This is a genomic window from Bradyrhizobium tropiciagri, assembly GCF_018130545.1.
Lineage (GTDB): Bacteria > Pseudomonadota > Alphaproteobacteria > Rhizobiales > Xanthobacteraceae > Bradyrhizobium > Bradyrhizobium tropiciagri_A.
Genome location: NZ_JAFCKF010000010.1, coordinates 94,894 through 111,148 on the forward strand (window position 1 = coordinate 94,894; position 16,255 = coordinate 111,148).

The 16,255-nt window shown below is 64.1% G+C and carries 13 protein-coding genes; 8 read left to right on the forward strand and 5 right to left on the reverse strand.

All coding sequences use genetic code 11. The annotated features are described in order from the left end of the window. The first annotated feature begins 197 nt into the window (after positions 1-197). The 3 genes from JQ616_RS34270 to JQ616_RS34280 all read left to right on the forward strand — a co-directional run bounded on the left by JQ616_RS34270 (position 198) and on the right by JQ616_RS34280 (position 3,742). Positions 198-737 (forward strand): TRAP transporter small permease subunit, encoded by a 540-nt coding sequence (locus JQ616_RS34270; protein WP_212022584.1) that lies wholly within the window; start codon positions 198-200, stop codon positions 735-737. Next, positions 734-2,335: a TRAP transporter large permease gene (locus tag JQ616_RS34275; RefSeq protein ID WP_212022585.1), complete on the forward strand. Its 1,602-nt coding sequence runs from the start codon at positions 734-736 to the stop codon at positions 2,333-2,335. The genes JQ616_RS34270 and JQ616_RS34275 overlap by 4 nt, the downstream gene beginning before the upstream one ends. 117 nt (positions 2,336-2,452) lie before the next feature. Next, positions 2,453-3,742, forward strand: coding sequence for a M20/M25/M40 family metallo-hydrolase (locus JQ616_RS34280; RefSeq protein ID WP_212022586.1), 1,290 nt, complete (start codon positions 2,453-2,455; stop codon positions 3,740-3,742). A 26-nt stretch (positions 3,743-3,768) separates the two neighbouring features. On the opposite strand, the gene JQ616_RS34285 is transcribed toward JQ616_RS34280, so the two are convergent. Together JQ616_RS34285 and JQ616_RS34290 are read right to left on the reverse strand one after the other, a co-directional pair. Further along, positions 3,769-5,103, reverse strand: a complete 1,335-nt coding sequence (locus JQ616_RS34285; RefSeq protein WP_212022587.1) for a sensor histidine kinase — start codon at positions 5,101-5,103, stop codon at positions 3,769-3,771. 2 nt (positions 5,104-5,105) lie between these two features. Then, positions 5,106-5,780, reverse strand: a complete 675-nt coding sequence (locus JQ616_RS34290) for a response regulator transcription factor (protein WP_212022588.1) — start codon at positions 5,778-5,780, stop codon at positions 5,106-5,108. Positions 5,781-6,174: 394 nt separating this feature from the next. On the opposite strand from JQ616_RS34290, the gene JQ616_RS34295 reads away from it, so the two are divergent. The 5 genes from JQ616_RS34295 (at position 6,175) to JQ616_RS34315 (ending at position 12,914) form a co-directional block, all read left to right on the forward strand. Then, positions 6,175-7,374: an efflux RND transporter periplasmic adaptor subunit gene (locus JQ616_RS34295; protein WP_249137639.1), complete on the forward strand. Its 1,200-nt coding sequence runs from the start codon at positions 6,175-6,177 to the stop codon at positions 7,372-7,374. A gap of 45 nt (positions 7,375-7,419) precedes the next feature. After that, positions 7,420-10,680, forward strand: a complete 3,261-nt coding sequence (locus JQ616_RS34300) for an efflux RND transporter permease subunit (protein ID WP_212022589.1) — start codon at positions 7,420-7,422, stop codon at positions 10,678-10,680. Beyond that, the gene (locus tag JQ616_RS34305) at positions 10,680-12,275 is read left to right on the forward strand and encodes an efflux transporter outer membrane subunit (RefSeq protein ID WP_212022590.1); all 1,596 of its coding nucleotides are present in this window, start codon (positions 10,680-10,682) and stop codon (positions 12,273-12,275) included. The genes JQ616_RS34300 and JQ616_RS34305 overlap by 1 nt, the downstream gene beginning before the upstream one ends. Positions 12,276-12,314: 39 nt before the next feature. Then, positions 12,315-12,518 carry a hypothetical protein gene (locus JQ616_RS34310; protein WP_212022591.1) on the forward strand — a complete coding sequence of 68 codons (204 nt, stop codon included), beginning with the start codon at positions 12,315-12,317 and terminating at the stop codon, positions 12,516-12,518. Positions 12,519-12,581: 63 nt separating this feature from the next. Then, positions 12,582-12,914 carry a hypothetical protein gene (locus tag JQ616_RS34315; protein WP_212022592.1) on the forward strand — a complete coding sequence of 111 codons (333 nt, stop codon included), beginning with the start codon at positions 12,582-12,584 and terminating at the stop codon, positions 12,912-12,914. Positions 12,915-13,334: 420 nt separating this feature from the next. Here the strand turns inward: JQ616_RS34315 and JQ616_RS34320 are convergent, their stop codons facing one another. The 3 genes from JQ616_RS34320 to JQ616_RS34330 form a co-directional block, all read right to left on the reverse strand. After that, positions 13,335-13,670 carry a hypothetical protein gene (locus JQ616_RS34320; protein ID WP_212022593.1) on the reverse strand — a complete coding sequence of 112 codons (336 nt, stop codon included), beginning with the start codon at positions 13,668-13,670 and terminating at the stop codon, positions 13,335-13,337. Positions 13,671-13,750: 80 nt separating this feature from the next. Next, positions 13,751-14,839, reverse strand: a complete 1,089-nt coding sequence (locus tag JQ616_RS34325) for a TRAP transporter substrate-binding protein (RefSeq protein ID WP_212022594.1) — start codon at positions 14,837-14,839, stop codon at positions 13,751-13,753. Between the two features lie 247 nt (positions 14,840-15,086). Next, positions 15,087-16,175: a TRAP transporter substrate-binding protein gene (locus JQ616_RS34330; RefSeq protein WP_212022595.1), complete on the reverse strand. Its 1,089-nt coding sequence runs from the start codon at positions 16,173-16,175 to the stop codon at positions 15,087-15,089. Positions 16,176-16,255: the final 80 nt, after the last annotated feature.

Consider the following 16,255-nt stretch of genomic DNA (forward strand, 5'->3'; position numbering starts at 1 on the left):
CTGGCCGGATAGGCCGTTGCCTCCCGTCGGCTCCCGCCGACGATCCGGCAGCCAAGAACGGCGGAAGCGGATTTCGGGGGAGGATGAACGTTTGCAACTGCTCCTGAAGGTGAGCCGTGGCTCCGTGCGCATGTGCGCGGCGGCCAGATGATGCTTGAAATATTCGGCGCGCCGGTGGCGCGGCCACGGAGATCTTGATGCGCCCATTGTTGGCACTCAGTACGGCCATCGACCGACTGAACGAGAAGATCGGCTACGTCTGCAATCTGCTCGTGCTGATCGCCTGCCTGGTCAGCGCCGGCAATGCCATGATCCGCTACGCTTTCAGCTACTCCTCGAACGGCTGGCTCGAGGCGCAGTGGTACATGTTCGCGATCCTCGTGATGTTCGGCGCCTCCTACACCTTCAAGCGCAACGAGCACGTCCGCGTCGAGATCCTCTACCTGATGCTGTCTGAGCGCGGCCAGCTCTGGCTCGACATGATCGGCACCCTGTTCTTCCTGATCCCGGCCTGCCTCTTGCTCGCCTATCTGTCCTGGCCGTTCTTCTACCAGGCCTATGCGGTCGGCGAGATGAGCGGCAATGCCGGCGGCCTGCTGCGCTGGCCGATCAAGTTCGTTATCCCGTCCGGCTTCGTGATGCTTGCGTTGCAAGGCGTCTCAGAGGTGATCAAGCGGATCGCCGCGCTGCAGGGCTATGTGACCATCGACGCGAAGTATGAGAGGCCGACGCAATGATCACGCTGGAGATGATGCCGCCGCTGATGTTCGGCGGCCTGATCATTGCGATGCTGATCGGCTATCCGGTGGCGTTCACGCTCGCCGCGGTCGGTCTGTCGTTCGGGTTCCTCTCGATCTATCTCGGCTTCTTCGATCTCAACTTCCTGCAGGCGATCCCGGGCCGCATCTTCGGCAGCGTGCTGTCCAACGAGCTCCTGCTCGCGATCCCGTTCTTCACCTTCATGGGCGCGATATTGGAGCGATGCGGACTCGCCGAGGACATGCTGGATTCGATGGGCCAGCTGTTCGGCCCGATCCGCGGCGGCCTCGGCTATTCCGTGATCATCGTCGGCTTCATCCTCGGCGCCATCACCGGCACGGTGGCGGCACAGGTGATCGCGATGGCGCTGATCTCGATGCCGGTGATGATCCGCTACGGCTACAACATCCGCTACATCACCGGCGTGCTCGCCGCTTCCGGCACCATCACGCAACTTGTCCCTCCCTCTCTCGTCCTGATCGTGCTCGCCGACCAGCTCGGCAAGTCGGTCGGCGACATGTATCTCGGCGCCTGGGGCCCGTCGGTGTTCCAGATCCTGCTGTTCGCCGGCTACACCTTCCTGCTCGGCGTCTTCAAGCCGAGCCATGTGCCGGCGGTGCCGATCGAGGCGCGCACGCTGACCGGCTGGGCGCTGTGGAAGAAGTGCCTGCTCGGCATCATCCCGTCCGCAGTGCTGATCTTCGTCGTGCTCGGCACCATGATGATGGGCCTTGCGACCCCGACGGAAGCCGGCGCCATGGGCGCGGTCGGCGCCATCGTGCTCGCCGCCATCCACCACAAGGACTTCAGCGCTACCGGGCGCAAGATGCTGATCGCAGGCGTGATCGCCGGCGGCATCGGCACCATTATCGCGATGCTCTACACCGAGAACCTGATCTTCAAGCTCGCCTTCGCGATCACCTATGTCGCGGTGGTCTGGATCTGCCTCGAGGCCGTAAGGATCCCGGACCTGCGCGACCTGATCAAGCAGGGCTACGAGACCACCATGCGCATCACCTGCATGGTCACCTTCATCCTGATCGGCTCGACCTGCTTCTCGGTGGTGTTCCTCGGCGTGTCCGGCGGCACCTGGCTGGAGCACCACCTGACCTCGCTGCCGGGCGGCGTCTGGGGCTTCCTGATCTTCATCAACCTCTTCATCTTCTTCCTGGCGTTCTTCCTCGATTTCTTCGAGATCGCCTTCATCATCCTGCCGATGATCGCGCCGATCGCGCAGAAGGTGCTGGCGCCGGTGGTCGGTCCCGACGCGGCGCTGATCTGGTTCGGCGTGATGCTCTGCGTCAACATGCAGACCTCGTTCCTGCATCCGCCGTTCGGCTTCGCGCTGTTCTATCTGCGCGGCGTGGCGCCGAAGGAAGTGAAGAGCTCCGACATCTACTGGGGCGCGATGCCCTGGATCGGGCTGCAGGCGATCATGGTGGCGCTGGTGATCGCATTCCCCGTCGTCGTCACCGGACTGCTCGACAAGCCGCTCGACGTCGACCTCAACAAGGTCAAGATCGAGGTGCCGCAGATCGATCTGCCGCCGCTCGATTTCGGGCAACCGAAGCAATAGCCGGCGTCAGTTGCTTCGGCGTGCCTTGCGCAAGCGGGGCACGCTGGAACCGTTGACGGCGGCGTCGAGTCCTGTGAAGGGGATAGGGATCGTCCTCCAACTCACAGACCGCTGCTCATGCCCCAACCGCATCCCGCCCGCTCGTTCGTTCGCCCGCTCGCCGTATCGCTCGGCATGGTGTTTGCCGCTGCCGTGGCGCATGCGGAGCCGGCAGCCGACCTTCGCGCGCTGGCACAGCAGGAGCAGCAGCCGCTGCTCGACACCCTGCGCGACCTCGTGCAGATCGAATCCGGCAGCAAGGACATCGAGGGCCTCAACCAGATCGCCACGCGTATCGCCGGCCAGCTCAAGCAGCTCGGCGGCACCGTGGATATCCTGCAAACGACCGACATCTATCGCCTGGACGATACGCCGGAGAAGATCGGCCCGGCCGTGCAGGCGGTCTTCAAGGGCACCGGCAGCGCCAAGATCATGCTGATCGCGCATATGGACACGGTGTATCTCAAGGGCATGCTGAAGGACCAACCCTTCCGCGTCGATGGCGACAAGGCCTACGGCCTCGGCATCGCCGACGACAAGCAGGGCATCGCCACCATCCTCCACAGCGTGGCGCTGCTGCAGAAGCTCAACTTCAAGGACTATGGCACGCTCACGGTGCTGATCAACGGCGACGAGGAGATCTCTTCGCCCGGCTGGCGCTCAACCATCACCCGCCTCGCCGCCGAGCAGGATGCCGTGTTCTCGTTCGAAGGCAGCGACGCCAGCGGCACGCTCCGCCTCGCCACCAGCGGCATCGGCTCGGCCTACCTCACGGTGCACGGCAAGTCGTCGCATGCGGGCGCACGGCCTGAAGGCGGTGTGAATGCGCTCTATGAGCTGTCGCACCAGGTCCTGCAGATGAAGGACCTGTCGAAGCCCGAACAGGGCCTGAAGCTGAACTGGACGGTGTCGAAGTCCGGCACCAACCGCAACGTGATCCCCGCCGAAGCCACCGCCCAGGCCGACGCGCGTGCGCTCAAGGTGTCCGACTTCGACGAGCTCGAGACGGCGCTGCAGGACAAGATCAAGACCCGCCTGCTGCCCGACTCCAAGGTCGAGGTGAAGTTCGAGATACGCCGCCCGCCGCTCGAGGCCACCGACGCCTCGCGTCGCGTCGCCGGCCACGGCAAGACGATCTACCAGGAACTGGGCATGCCGCTGAACGTGGCCGAGAGGGCCACCGGCGGCGGCACCGATGCCGCCTTTGCCGCTCTCAAGACCAAGGGAGCCGTGGTCGAAGGCATGGGCCTCTCCGGCTTCGGCGCGCACTCCAACGATGCCGAATATGTGCAGCTCAACAGCATCGTGCCGCGACTGTATCTGACCACGCGCATGGTCATGGACCTGTCCGACGGCAAAGTGAAATAGGCCCGCAGCACGGGATCGCAAGGCTCTCAGGCGGACGCCGGCTGTGTCTTGGCGAGGCGGAAGCTCAGCGTGAACTGGGCACCGCCGGACGCCAGGTTCTCCACCCTGACCGTCGCATCGTGATCATCGACCACGCCGCGCACGATCGAGAGCCCGAGCCCTGCGCCATCGGTCCGATGGCGCAGGCGGTCGCCGCGCCAGAAGCGCTGGAAGATCAGGCCCTGCTCGGCGGGCGCAATCCCTGGCCCGCAGTCGCGCACCTGTACCGAACCGTCCGCGTGCACCTCGACATCGACCGAGGTCTTGTCTGCGGTGTACTTGATGGCGTTCTCCGCCAGATTGAAGATCGCGCGTTGCAGCATCTCGGCATTGCCCTTGACCTGCACCGGACCGTCGGCGCCGCGCAGCGCGATGTCCTTGTGCTGCGCCAGCGCGTAAGGCGCGATCGAGCCGACCACCTCGGCACAGACCGCACGCAGGTCGGCGGTCTCGCCGGGATCCAGCACCAGCGTATCGAGCTCGGCGATCTCCAGGAGTTGGCTGACGATGCGGCTCATGCTTTCGATGTCGGCATGCAGCTCCTTGGTCCCCTTTGCCGCATCCAGCGTCTCGATCCGGGTCCTCAGGATCGCGAGCGGTGTGCGCAGCTGATGGGCGGCATCGGCCGTGAACTGGCGCTGCACGTGAAACCCTTCCTCCAGACGGTCGAAGGCCTGGTTGACGGCGGTCACCAGCGGCAGGATCTCGCTCGGAATCCCCTCCGTCGGAAGGCGGATATCGGTTCTGGCAGGTCCGATGCTCCTGGCCTCCTCCGAGGCCCGCAGCAGCGGCACGACCGCACGGCGGAAGATCAGGATGTCGGTCGCAAGCAGGATCAACAGGATCGGGATGGTGATCCAGCCGACCCGACGGAAGAAGTTGGAGACGATGTCGTCGATGATGACGTCGCGATGCGACAGATCCTCGGCGACCTGGATGCGCAGCGTCTGTCCGCCGAGCAGCTTGGTGGCGCTCGCACCGGAAATCCGGTCGGCCGCAACCGGCAACCGCGGCGGCCCACGATGCGACGAAAACAGCAGATGATCGTCCACATCGTAGATGTCGTAGCGGTAACGGCCATAGGCGTCCGAGTAGAGCCCCCTCAGGCTGTCCGGCAGGTTGAGCTGGACCTGGCCCGTCGAATCGACCGTGAGGTTCTGGCCGAGATCGGCGGCCTGATCGCGCATCGCCTCGCGATGCAGATGGTTGATCTCGGAATTCAGCAACCACAACAGCAGCAACGGCAGAAAGATCGCGGCAACCGCGACCGCCACGATGTGCAGGAACACGATCCGCGAGGTCAGCGACGCGAAGCGGAACACGCCTACTTCTCCTCCGCCATCAGATAGCCCACGCCGCGAATGGTGTGGATGATGATCTTGGCACGGTGCTCGGCGAGCAGCTTGCGCAGGCGCGACACGTAGACCTCGACCGCGTTGGAGGCGACCTCGCCCGACAGGCCGAAGATGTGATCCTCGACGTTTTTCTTCGGCACCACCCGCCCCTGCCGCCGCAACAGGATCTCCAGCACCGACGTCTCGCGCGCGGAGAATACGTGCGGCGCGCCATCGACGAACACCTGCTTGCTCTCGGTGTCGTAGATGAGATTGGCGAGCTTCAGCGAGGAGCCGAGCAGCTGGCCGGGCCGGCGCAGGATGGCTTCGAGCCGCGCCACCAGTTCTTCCAGCGCGAACGGCTTCGCCAGATAGTCGTCGGCGCCGCTGCGCAGGCCGTTGACGCGGTCCTGCAACCCGTTGCGCGCGGTCAGCACCAGCACCGGCAGCGGATCGTTTCGGCGACGAAGCTCCGACAGCACCGACAGGCCATCGCCGTCGGGCAGGCTGAGATCGAGGATCATGGCAGCATAGCTGACGCTGCGCAGCGCATCACGCGCCTCGGCAACGCTGTTGACGATGTCGGACTCATATCCCGCCGCCATCAGCCCGCTGGCGAGCAGTCTCGAGAGTTCGACGTTGTCCTCGACGATCAGAAGGCGCATCGCAGCAATCCTGTCTTCATTCCATCGGTCTTCTGTTTGCACACCCTGTCGCGATACGCCAGCGAGGCAACAAACTCCGCAACAGACCACGCGTTGGGCAAGCGCGATATGCAAACGACACGCATTTGAGCACACCGCCTGGAGTGCCGCTCATAGCGCTATGTTTTGGCTATCTGCGACCGCTCCGATCCCCACGCAAAATAGATAAACCGGCACCCACCGCAATCAAATTCGACGACCGGGCGGGTCATTGAACACGGCAAATGTAAGGCTGGCGTCAGCTAGCCCTGATAACAGTTTTCCCCGTTCTCTCCGAGAGATCGACGAAGGCCCAACATGCGGCAAGACCTCGTCTCTCGCGCGAGATTTTCAAGCAGAATTGGCCAGGCGGGCGATGTCATTTCGAGTGAAGTATATGGGCTTTGCGGCGATGCCGATGCTGGCGATGGTGATCGCCGGCGCCTGGTTCGTGACGCGCACCGACGGCGTCGTGAGCGCGAAAGCCGCGCAGGAGACCGCACCGCAGGACGTCAACGTCGAGCAGCAATACGTTGCCTTGAGCGACAAGCAAGCGGCCTCGATGAAGATCACGGCCGCCGATCAGCGCTCGTTTCGGACCCTGAAGAACGCGGTCGGCTCGATCGACTTCAACCAGAACATGTTGGTGCAGGCCTTCACGCCGAATCCCGGCAGGATCGTCGATACGCCGCTCAACGTCGGCGACGAGGTCGCGAAGGGCGACCGGCTGTTCACGATCGACAGCCCCGATCTGCTGCAGGCGGAGTCGTCGCTGCTCGCCGCGGCCGGCGTGCTCGAACTGCAGACCAGGACGCTGGCGCGGGTCAAGCAGCTGTTGAAGACCGGCGGCGGTGCGCAGAAGGACGTCGACCAGGCGACATCGGATCAACAGACCGCCGAGGGCAACTACAAGGCAGGGCGCGACGCAGTGCGCATCTTCGGCAAGAGCGACGCCGAGATCGACCGCATCGTCGCCGACCGCAAGGTCGATTCCATCCTGGTGGTGCCGAGCCCGATCTCAGGCCGGATCATCGCGCGCAATGCCGCGCCCGGTCTATACGTGCAGCCCGGCAATGCACCGGCGCCCTATTCGCTGGCCGACATCTCGACGATGTGGATGGTCGCCAATGTGATCGAGACTGATGCCCCCGCCTACCGCATCGGCCAACCGGTCGAGGTCCAGGTCCCCGCCTATCCGAACGAGTTGTTCCGCGGCCGCGTGACGACGCTCGGCCTCAACATCGATCCGAATTCGCACCGTCAGCTGGTGCGTTCGGTGATCGACGATCCCCAGCACAAGCTGCGCGCCGGCATGCTGGCGAGCTTCACCATCGAAACCGAACCGCCGAAACTGTCGGTCAGCGTTCCCCTCGACGCCATCGTGCGCGAGGGTGACGGGACGATGACGGTTTGGGTCACGACGGACGGCCGCAGGTTCGACCGCCGTACGGTGAAGATCGGCATGGAGCAGGACGGCTGGCGACAAATCCTCGGCGGTCTCGAAGCCGGCGACAAGGTCGCTTCCACCGGCGCGATCTTCCTCAGCAACAAGTTCGCCAACGCGGCCACCGGTTAGCCGGTGCTCGCCGCGCCCTCGCCCGCTCAAGGGTAGTACAGTATCTTGATCAAGAGCCTCCTCCAGTTCGGTCTGACCCGAAGCGCCGTGATCGTGCTAGGCCTCGCCGTGTTCTGCGCCGCCGGATTCGCGGCATTCACCAAGCTGAACATCGAGGCCTATCCGAATCCGGCACCCGTCATCCTCGAGATCACGGCACAAGCCGCCGGCCTCTCCGCCGAGGAAATGGAGAAGTACTACACGATCCCGATGGAGGTCGGGCTGTACTCGACGCCGGGCGTGGTCAACATCCGATCGACCTCGTTCTACGGCCTGTCGTTCGTGCGGGTCACCTTCAAATACGGCGTCGACTATTATTTCGCGCTCTCGCAGGCCACCAACAACCTCACGCAGAACGTCCAGCTTCCCGGCAATCAGGTCCCGCAGATCCAGCAATCGAGCCTGGTCGGCGAGATCTATCGCTACCAGCTGGTCGGTCCGCCGAATTTCGGGCTGACCAATCTCCGGACCTTGCAGGACTATGTCGTCGCCCGCCGGCTGATGACGCTTCCGGGCGTGGTGCAGATCAATTCCTGGGGCGGCACCACCAAGCAATTCAACGTCGACGCCGATCTGGCCAAGCTCGAAGCCTACAACATCACCGTGCCGCAGCTGATCAGCGCGCTCGGCAACGCCAACATCAATGTCGGCGGCCGCGAGATCGCGATCGGCCAGCAATCCGTCAACATTCGCGGCATCGGCCTGATCAATTCCGGCGGCGATGACGACGTCACCAAGGGCTACAGGGTCGCGGACATCGAGAATGTCGTCCTGACGCAATCCAACGGCCTGCCGATCCAGATCAAGGACGTCGCCAAGGTGTCGGTCGGCTATGTGCCGCGGCTCGGCATCGCCGGCAAGGACAAGGACGACGACGTCGCCGCGGCGATCGTCGTGATGGGACGCACGCAGCATACCAACGACATCGTGCCGAAAGTCGAGGAGGAAGTCGCCAAGATCAACAGCGATGGCACCCTGCCGCCCGGCGTCAAGGTGGTCCCCTATTACGATCGCACCTCGCTGGTCAGCGTGACGACCCATACGGTGCTGCACAATCTGATGTTCGGATGCCTGCTGGTGTTCGTGATCCAGTGGATCTTCCTCGGCGACCTCAGAAGCGCACTGATTGTCAGCGCCAACATCCCGTTCGCGCTGTTCTTCGCCATCATCATCCTGGTGCTGCAGGGCGAGGACGCCAATCTGCTCTCGCTCGGCGCCGTCGACTTCGGAATCATCGTCGATTCCGCCGTCATCATGATGGAGAACATCTTCCGCAACTTCCAGTCTGCGCCTGAGAACCGGCTCCGTGTGCTGCAGAACCTCGCCGAGGGCTACTGGGGCGACGATCCCACGACGCGAAACGGCCGACCGACGCCGGGCTGGACCGAGCGGCTGCGCATGATCTTCGTCAGCGCATTGCAAGTCGACAAGGCGGTGTTCTTCACCGCGGCCATCACGGTCACCGCGTTCGTGCCGCTGTTCACCATGCAGGGCGTCGAAGGCCAGATCTTCGGACCGATGGCACGCACCTACGGCTATGCGCTCGCCGGCGCGCTGCTGGCGACGTTCACGGTGACGCCGGTGCTGGCCTCGCTGCTGCTGCCGAAGCACATCGAGGAGACCGAGACCGTCATCGTGCGCGCGCTGCGCAGGGCGTACACACCCGTGCTGCGCTGGTCGCTGACCCATCTGAGGGTCGCGGTCGCAGCCGGCATCATCTTCCTCGCGATCAGCGGCCTTGCCGCGAGCCGACTCGGCAGCGAATTCCTGCCCGCGCTCGAGGAAGGCAATTTCTGGATCCGCGCCTCGATGCCGCCGACCATGTCGCTCGAGGCCGGCACAGAACCGACCCGAAAGATGCGCGAAATCCTGTTGCGTCACCCCGAGATCATCACGGTGGTGTCGCAACACGGTCGCCCCGACAATGGCAGCGACGCCTCGGCTTTCTCCAACGTCGAGCTGTTCGCACCGATCAAGCCGTTCGACCAGTGGCCGCCGGGCCTGACGAAGGAGAAGCTGACCGAGGAGCTGCAGAAGGAGTTCGACGAAGAACTGCCCGGCGTCACCTTCAACTTCTCGCAATACATCCAGGACAACGTCGAAGAGGCGCTGTCGGGCGTCAAGGGCGCGAACTCGGTCAAGATCATCGGCCCGAACCTCGCCGTGCTCGAACAGCTCGCGACCAAGGCCGCGGACGAGATGGCCAAGATCCGCGGCATCGCCGATCTCGGCATCTTCCATCTGGTCGGGCAACCCAACCTCAACATCAAGGTGAACCGCGAGAAGGCCGCGCGCTACGGCCTCAACTCCGGCGACGTCACCACCGTGGTGCAGGCCGCGCTCGGCGGCACCAGCGCGACGACGGTGCTCGAGGGCGACCGGCAGTTCGGCGTGGTGGTGCGGCTCGATCCGAAATTCCGCCAGAGCATCGACGAGGTGCGCGAGATCAAGGTGGCCTACCAGACGCCGTCGGGCACCAATGCCTATATCCCGTTGAGCGAGCTCGCCGACATCTCGCTCGATACCGGCGCCTCGTTCATCTATCGCGAGCGCAGCCAGCGCTATATCCCGATCAAGTTCAGCGTGCGCGGCCGCGATCTCGGCAGCACGGTGGCGGAGGCGCAGACGCGCGTCGCCGAGGCCGTGCAGCTTCCGACCGGCTACCGGATGATCTGGTCCGGCGAATTCGACAACCTCGAAGCCGCCAAGGCGCGGCTGATGATCGTGGTGCCGGTGACGCTGCTGCTGATCTTCGTGCTGCTCTACAGCCTGTTCAACTCGCTGCGCGACAGCCTGCTGGCGCTGGCAGGCATTCCCTTTGCGGTCGGCGGCGGCCTGATCGCGCTGTATCTCGCCGGGCTCGATTTCTCGATCTCGGCCGCGATCGGCTTCATCTCGCTGTTCGGCGTCGCGGTCATGGACGGCATCCTCAACATCACCTATTTCCGTGAATTGCGGGCCTCGGGCATGAACATCGCGGAGGCCGTGTTCAACGGCGCCGAGCAGCGGATGCGGCCGATGCTGATGACCGCGCTCTCCGCCGGCGTCGGCCTGTTTCCGGCCGCGCTGTCGCACGGCATCGGCAGCCAGGTGCAGCGGCCGCTCGCGACCGTGGTGGTCGGCGGCATGTTCATCGGCCCGCTGCTGCTCTTGATCGTGGCGCCCGCCTTGCGCAAGATATTCCTGTCGGGAGCGAGAGACGAAGTGCCGAGCCAGGACGGCGCGCCCGAAGCACCGCCCGGTGCGGCGCATGAGGGGGGCGGCTGATGTCCGGAACCGCCGCAAGGATCGTGGCCGCACTCGCGCGCAGCACGAGGCGCGCGCTGCGTCCTGCGCTCGGCGCGGGCGCCGCCGGGCTGCTGCTGTCGAGCTGCGCCGTCGGCCCGAATTTCACGCCGCCGCCCGCCCCGGACGTCGATCGCTACACCCCGGAGAAGCTCGCTTCCCCCAGCGCGAATGCCGGGGGCCCCAGCGTGCCGAGCCAGCATTTCGTCAGCGGAGAGGACGTATCCCTGCGCTGGTGGTCGGCATTTCGCTCGAAGCCGCTCGACGAGTTGATCAAGATGTCGGTCGAGCACAACCCGTCGCTGCAAGCGGCCGAAGCGTCGATCAAGATCGCGCAGTACAACGCGCTGGCCCAGCGTGGGCTCTTCTTCCCGCAGATCGGCGCAAACTACACGCCCTCCCAACAGCAGATTTCCGGCGCGTCGCCTTCCGGCCCGGGCGGCCAGTCTCCTTCGGTGTTCTCGCTTCACACCGCGCAACTGAACGTCAGTTTCGTGCCGGATATCTGGGGCCAGAACATTCGCCAGGTCGAGAGCCTCGACGCGCTCTCCGAGCAGCAATTGTTCCAGCTGGAGGCGGCCTACCTCACGCTGACCGCCAACGTCGTCACCGCAGCGATCCAGGAAGCATCGCTTCGCGGCCAGATTGCCGCGATCCAACGCGTCGTGAAGATCGAACGCGGCATCCTGGATATCGTGAAGAACCAGTTCAACGCCGGCGGCGCCGCCCAGGTCGACGTGCTGGGGCAGGAGGCCGCGCTGGCCCAGTCCGAGCAATTGCTGCCGCCGTTGGAAAAGCAGCTCGCCATTCAGCGCGATTTGCTGACTTCGCTGGCCGGGCAATTCTCCGCGGACGAAATCCTGCAAAAGTTCACCCTCGACCGGCTGGCGCTGCCGGCAAACCTGCCGGTGAGCGTGCCGAGCAAGATGATACGCCAGCGTCCGGACGTCAGGGCCGCGGAGGCGTTGCTGCATTCGGCGAACGCCCTGGTCGGCGTCTCGATCGCGGCGCGGTTGCCCAACATCACGATCACCGGAAATGCCGGAGCCGCGGGCTTCAGCCTCGCCGAACTGTTCACGCCGGGCACCAGCTTCTACGTGATCGCGGCCAGTGCGACCCAGCCGCTGTTCGATGGCCTGACGCTTTACCACAAGCAGAAGGCCGCGGAGGCCGCGGTGGACCAGGCGGACGCGCTCTATCGCCAGGCCGTCGTCACCGCGATGCAGAACGTCGCTGACGCCCTGCGCAGCCTGCAGGCCGACTCGCGCGCCCTGCAGGCCGCGGTCAAGGCCGAGCTCGCTGCGAAGGCCAGCCTCGACATCATTCAGAAGCAGCTCTCGCTCGGACAGGTCAGTCAGGTGGTCGTGCTCAATGCCCAGCAAGTCTATCTGACGGCTGCGGTGGTCCGCGTTCAGGCCCAGGCGACGCGCCTCTCGGACAGCGCGGCCCTCTTCATGGCGCTTGGCGGCGGTTGGCCGACGAACTGCCCATCCAACGACTGGCGCAAATGTGTCCTGGAGGACGTGCCCGCAACCGCTCCACAGCGCGTCAGCGAAAACACGACCCCTGCCCGCTGACAAGCGCCGCACAGGGTCACCAACCGGAGGAGCCGACCTATGAAAAAACTGCTCGTCCCAGCGGCAATCCTGGTTGCGATCTGGGCGGGAGCCGCCGCCGCGCAAAGCGCGGTCGGGGGCCCGAAAAAGCCAAGCAATCTGGGCGGCCCCACCGTCCAGAAGAACCCGGTGGTCCGCACAACGCAGAGCGGCGTAACGCCGCCACCCCCTGCACCGCCGCCAAAGCCGCTGCGAAAGAAATAGCGGCACGCTTCCGCAATTGAGTAGGCTTTCGGGATTCACGCTGATGGACTCGACGAGGCAAATATGAAATGCACCACGCGTCTGTTGGTCGTCGCTGCGGCCGTTGCCATGACGGCATCGGAGGTCTGCGCCGCACCCGTCGACGTCGCACGGCTGCCGCCGCAACACACCGCAGGCGTCGTTCGGGTTCGGCTCGCCTGTGACCAGAACTGCCATTGCTGGCAAACGCTCTACCGGGAGCGAAGCCATCGCCGGACCATCGACGATCCCGAGCGCCAGGATCCGAATTTTTGCCCAGGCGGCGGGCACTACAACGGCCATTACCGCGCCGGGCCCGGCACCGGATTGAGCTTCGATAGCCGCCTTCCCGTGCGCTCATTGCCGTTTCCGTTCTGATCAACGAGGCCGTGCGAATGCCAGCCACCCGGTACCGCGGACCAGCCCCCTGCGAAGCAAGGACGCTCATACAACGCGCCGGCCTGGGTGTTGCGCTATTGCTGGCGGTCGCTTGTTTGGGCGCGCCGTCGAACGCCCAAGCCTCGCCCGCCAACCCCGATCATTGCGCAGTGAGGGTTCTGCATTCAGAAGAGTTGCCTTACGCGCCGATGGGATACTGGCTTGTCAAAGTGACCCTGGAGGTCACTCCATCGCGCGGACCACAATCTGTCAAAACACTGCTGCACGAGATCCCGTGGCAGAAATCGCCGCCCAGACGGGGCGACACATACCGCCTCAGGTGCAGCTCGACAGGCGAACTCGTCGACTGACCGCGCAGATCCACCGCACAGCCCGGCTGACGCCCACCAGCGACGGCACCTACCAGATCACGACCGCACAAATCAGCGCCAACGGCACCGCTGCGCCGCCGATGACGACCCAGCGGCGCATATCAGCGGGATCGCGGGAATATCTGAAAATCTGTACGGCGACGAAGAAGCAGACCGCGGCACCGAGGATGATGCGAAACAGATCGGAGGGCGTCTCATAGGCCGACCAAATGGTTTCGTTTTGCGGCATCGCGACACGAGCCGTTATCACCACCACAACGGTCAGAAACAGCGTCCGCAGGATAAGACCGAGGAAACGCATATGGCGTCCTGATTCACACTCCCGCGCCAACGATATCACGAATCCGGCCAAAAAAGCATTCATTTGGCTACGCTCTCGCCAACTCCAAACAAAAATCCCGGAGCCATGTCCCGGGATTCCTGCTCACGTCGAAGGCAGAGCCGTCAGGCCTGAGAGTGGCGCGCCATGAAATTGTCATAGCCAACTTCGGCCACCTGGAACCACTGATAGCCGTTGTTGGAGAACGACGTCAGCGAGTCATAGACCTTCTTGAAGTTGGCGTTGGTCGCCGCCACCTCGTTATGCAGCTCCTTGGCCGCCTTGAACGAGGCTTCCATCACGGGTGCCGGGAACGGACGCAGTTTGGTGCCGCTCGCGAGCAGCTTCTTCAGCGCGAGCGGATTGGCCTGATCGTAACGCGCCATCATCCAGTTGTTGGCGAGATGGCCGGCCTGTTCGAGCACGAACTGATAGTGCTTCGGCAGCGCATTCCACTTGTCGAGATTGATCATCGCCACCAGCATCGGGCCGCCTTCCCACCAACCCGGGAAGTAGTAGTTCGGCGCAACTTTGAACAAGCCGAGCTTCTCGTCATCATAGGGGCCGACCCATTCCGCTGCGTCGATCGTGCCCTTCTCGAGCGCCGGATAGATGTCGCCGCCGGCGAGCTGCTGCGGCACGCAACCGAGCTTCTGCATCACGCGCCCGGCAAAGCCGCCGATCCGGAATTTCAGACCCTTGAGATCGTCGACGCTATTGATCTCCTTGCGGAACCAACCACCCATCTGGCAGCCGGTGTTGCCGGCAAGCAGCGAGGTGACGTTGTAGCTCTTGTAGAACTCGTTGAGCAGTTCCTTGCCGCCGCCGAGCATGAACCAGGCTTGGTTGAGCCGCATGTTGGGCCCGAACGGCACCGAGGAGCCGAAGGTGAAGGTCGGGTCCTTGCCGAAGTAATAATAGGGCGCGGTGTGGCCCATCTCGACCGTTCCGTTCTGCACGGCGTCGAGCACCTGGAGGCCGGGCACGATCTCGCCGGCGGCAAAGGTCTGGATCTGGAATTTGTTGTCGGTGGCCTCGCCGACCGCCTTGGCCATCAGTTCGGCGCCGCCGTGCAGCGTGTCGAGCGTCTTCGGCCAGCTCGTGGTCAGGCGCCATTTCAGCTCCGGCATCGACTGCGCGATCGCCGGCGCGGCGACGGTGGCGGCACCGGCGACGCCCAGTCCTGTGACCTTGATGAAATCCCTGCGCTTCATTTTTGAATCCTGCCCTGTGTGATTGTGTTGTCCGAGCGTCGACTGCTTTGCATCGTCGCGCCGCTTTTCTTTGCCGTCGTGACCGGTCACCGATCACGCGCCGCCTTCGTGCCGAGGCTTGCGCCGCGAGCATGGAACATCCCCCTGCCGAATGCCAGACGCAAAAAACCCGACCTCCTTGCGGAGGCCGGGCTACTTAAGTCGAAGCTTTTGTCGCGTTCTCTTCTCGCGAACGCTTGAGACGCTGTTAGCCGCGGGTACGCGAGCGGATCATGAAGCTGTCGAAGGTGTATTCGGCGACCTGCCACCACAGATACTGGTCGGACCGGTAGGCCTGCATGGCGTCGATCGACTTCTTGAAATCGGCATTCTTGGCCGAGATCTCACCCCACAGCTCGTTGGTCGCCTTGAGGCAGGCCTCGAGCACTTCGTTGGTGAACGGACGCAGCTGCGTGCCGCTGGCAACCAGCCGCTTCAGCGCCGTCGGATTCTGCATGTCGTAGCGCGCAGCCATCCAGCTGTTGGCGTTGGCGGTCGCGTTGGTCAGGATCGCCTGGTAGTTCTTCGGCAGCGCGTTCCACTTTTCGAGGTTGCAGTAGGCGTGCACGGTCGGGCCGCCTTCCCAGAAGCCCGGGTAGTAATAGTACTTGGCGACCTTCTGGAAGCCGAGCTTCTCGTCGTCATAGGGACCGACCCACTCGGCAGCGTCGATGGTGCCCTTTTCGAGCGCCGGATAGATGTCGCCGCCGGCGAGCTGCTGCGGCACTACGCCGACCTTCTGCAACACCTGGCCAGCGATGCCGCCGATCCGGAATTTGAGGCCGGAGAGATCGGCGACGGTCTTGATCTCCTTGCGGAACCAGCCGCCCATCTGGGTGCCGGTGTTGCCGCAGGGGAAACCGATCACGCCGAATTTCTTGAAGAACTCGTTGCCGAGCGCCTCGCCGCCGCCCTGGTACCACCAGGAGTTCTGCATGCGCGCGTTGAGGCCGAACGGCACCGACGCGTAGATCGCAAAGGTCGGATCCTTGCCGACATAGTAGTAGGACACGGTGTGGCACATCTCGACGGTGCCGTTGGAGGTCGCGTCCAGCGCCTGCAGGCCGGGGACGATTTCGCCCGCCGCGAACACCTGGATCTGGAACTTGTTGTCGGTCATTTCGGCGACGTACTTCGCCACCTGCTCGGCACCGCCATAGATGGTGTCCAGCGACTTTGGGAAGCTCGAGGTCAGGCGCCACTTGATTTCAGGCGAGGACTGCGCGATCGCCGGCGCAGCAACCGCCGTCGCGGCAGCACCGGCCGCAGACACTTTCAAAAAATCACGACGCTTCATCGTAAGGCTTCTCCTTGAGGGGCGTTTCCCAATGACCGCAAGCGGTTCTCCGGCAGGACGCTGGAAGGCCTGCCGGGGCG

Excerpts from the sequence above, each read along its gene's own strand:
- JQ616_RS34305 (WP_212022590.1), top strand. The coding sequence starts at position 10,680 with ATGTCCGGAACCGCCGCAAGGATCGTGGCCGCACTCGCGCGCAGCACG.
- JQ616_RS34290 (WP_212022588.1), bottom strand. The coding sequence starts at position 5,780 with ATGCGCCTTCTGATCGTCGAGGACAACGTCGAACTCTCGAGACTGCTC.
- JQ616_RS34295 (WP_249137639.1), top strand. The coding sequence starts at position 6,175 with ATGTCATTTCGAGTGAAGTATATGGGCTTTGCGGCGATGCCGATGCTG.
- JQ616_RS34270 (WP_212022584.1), top strand. The coding sequence starts at position 198 with ATGCGCCCATTGTTGGCACTCAGTACGGCCATCGACCGACTGAACGAG.
- JQ616_RS34275 (WP_212022585.1), top strand. The coding sequence starts at position 734 with ATGATCACGCTGGAGATGATGCCGCCGCTGATGTTCGGCGGCCTGATC.
- JQ616_RS34280 (WP_212022586.1), top strand. The coding sequence starts at position 2,453 with ATGCCCCAACCGCATCCCGCCCGCTCGTTCGTTCGCCCGCTCGCCGTA.
- JQ616_RS34330 (WP_212022595.1), bottom strand. The coding sequence starts at position 16,175 with ATGAAGCGTCGTGATTTTTTGAAAGTGTCTGCGGCCGGTGCTGCCGCG.
- JQ616_RS34325 (WP_212022594.1), bottom strand. The coding sequence starts at position 14,839 with ATGAAGCGCAGGGATTTCATCAAGGTCACAGGACTGGGCGTCGCCGGT.
- JQ616_RS34315 (WP_212022592.1), top strand. The coding sequence starts at position 12,582 with ATGAAATGCACCACGCGTCTGTTGGTCGTCGCTGCGGCCGTTGCCATG.
- JQ616_RS34320 (WP_212022593.1), bottom strand. The coding sequence starts at position 13,670 with ATGAATGCTTTTTTGGCCGGATTCGTGATATCGTTGGCGCGGGAGTGT.
- JQ616_RS34310 (WP_212022591.1), top strand. The coding sequence starts at position 12,315 with ATGAAAAAACTGCTCGTCCCAGCGGCAATCCTGGTTGCGATCTGGGCG.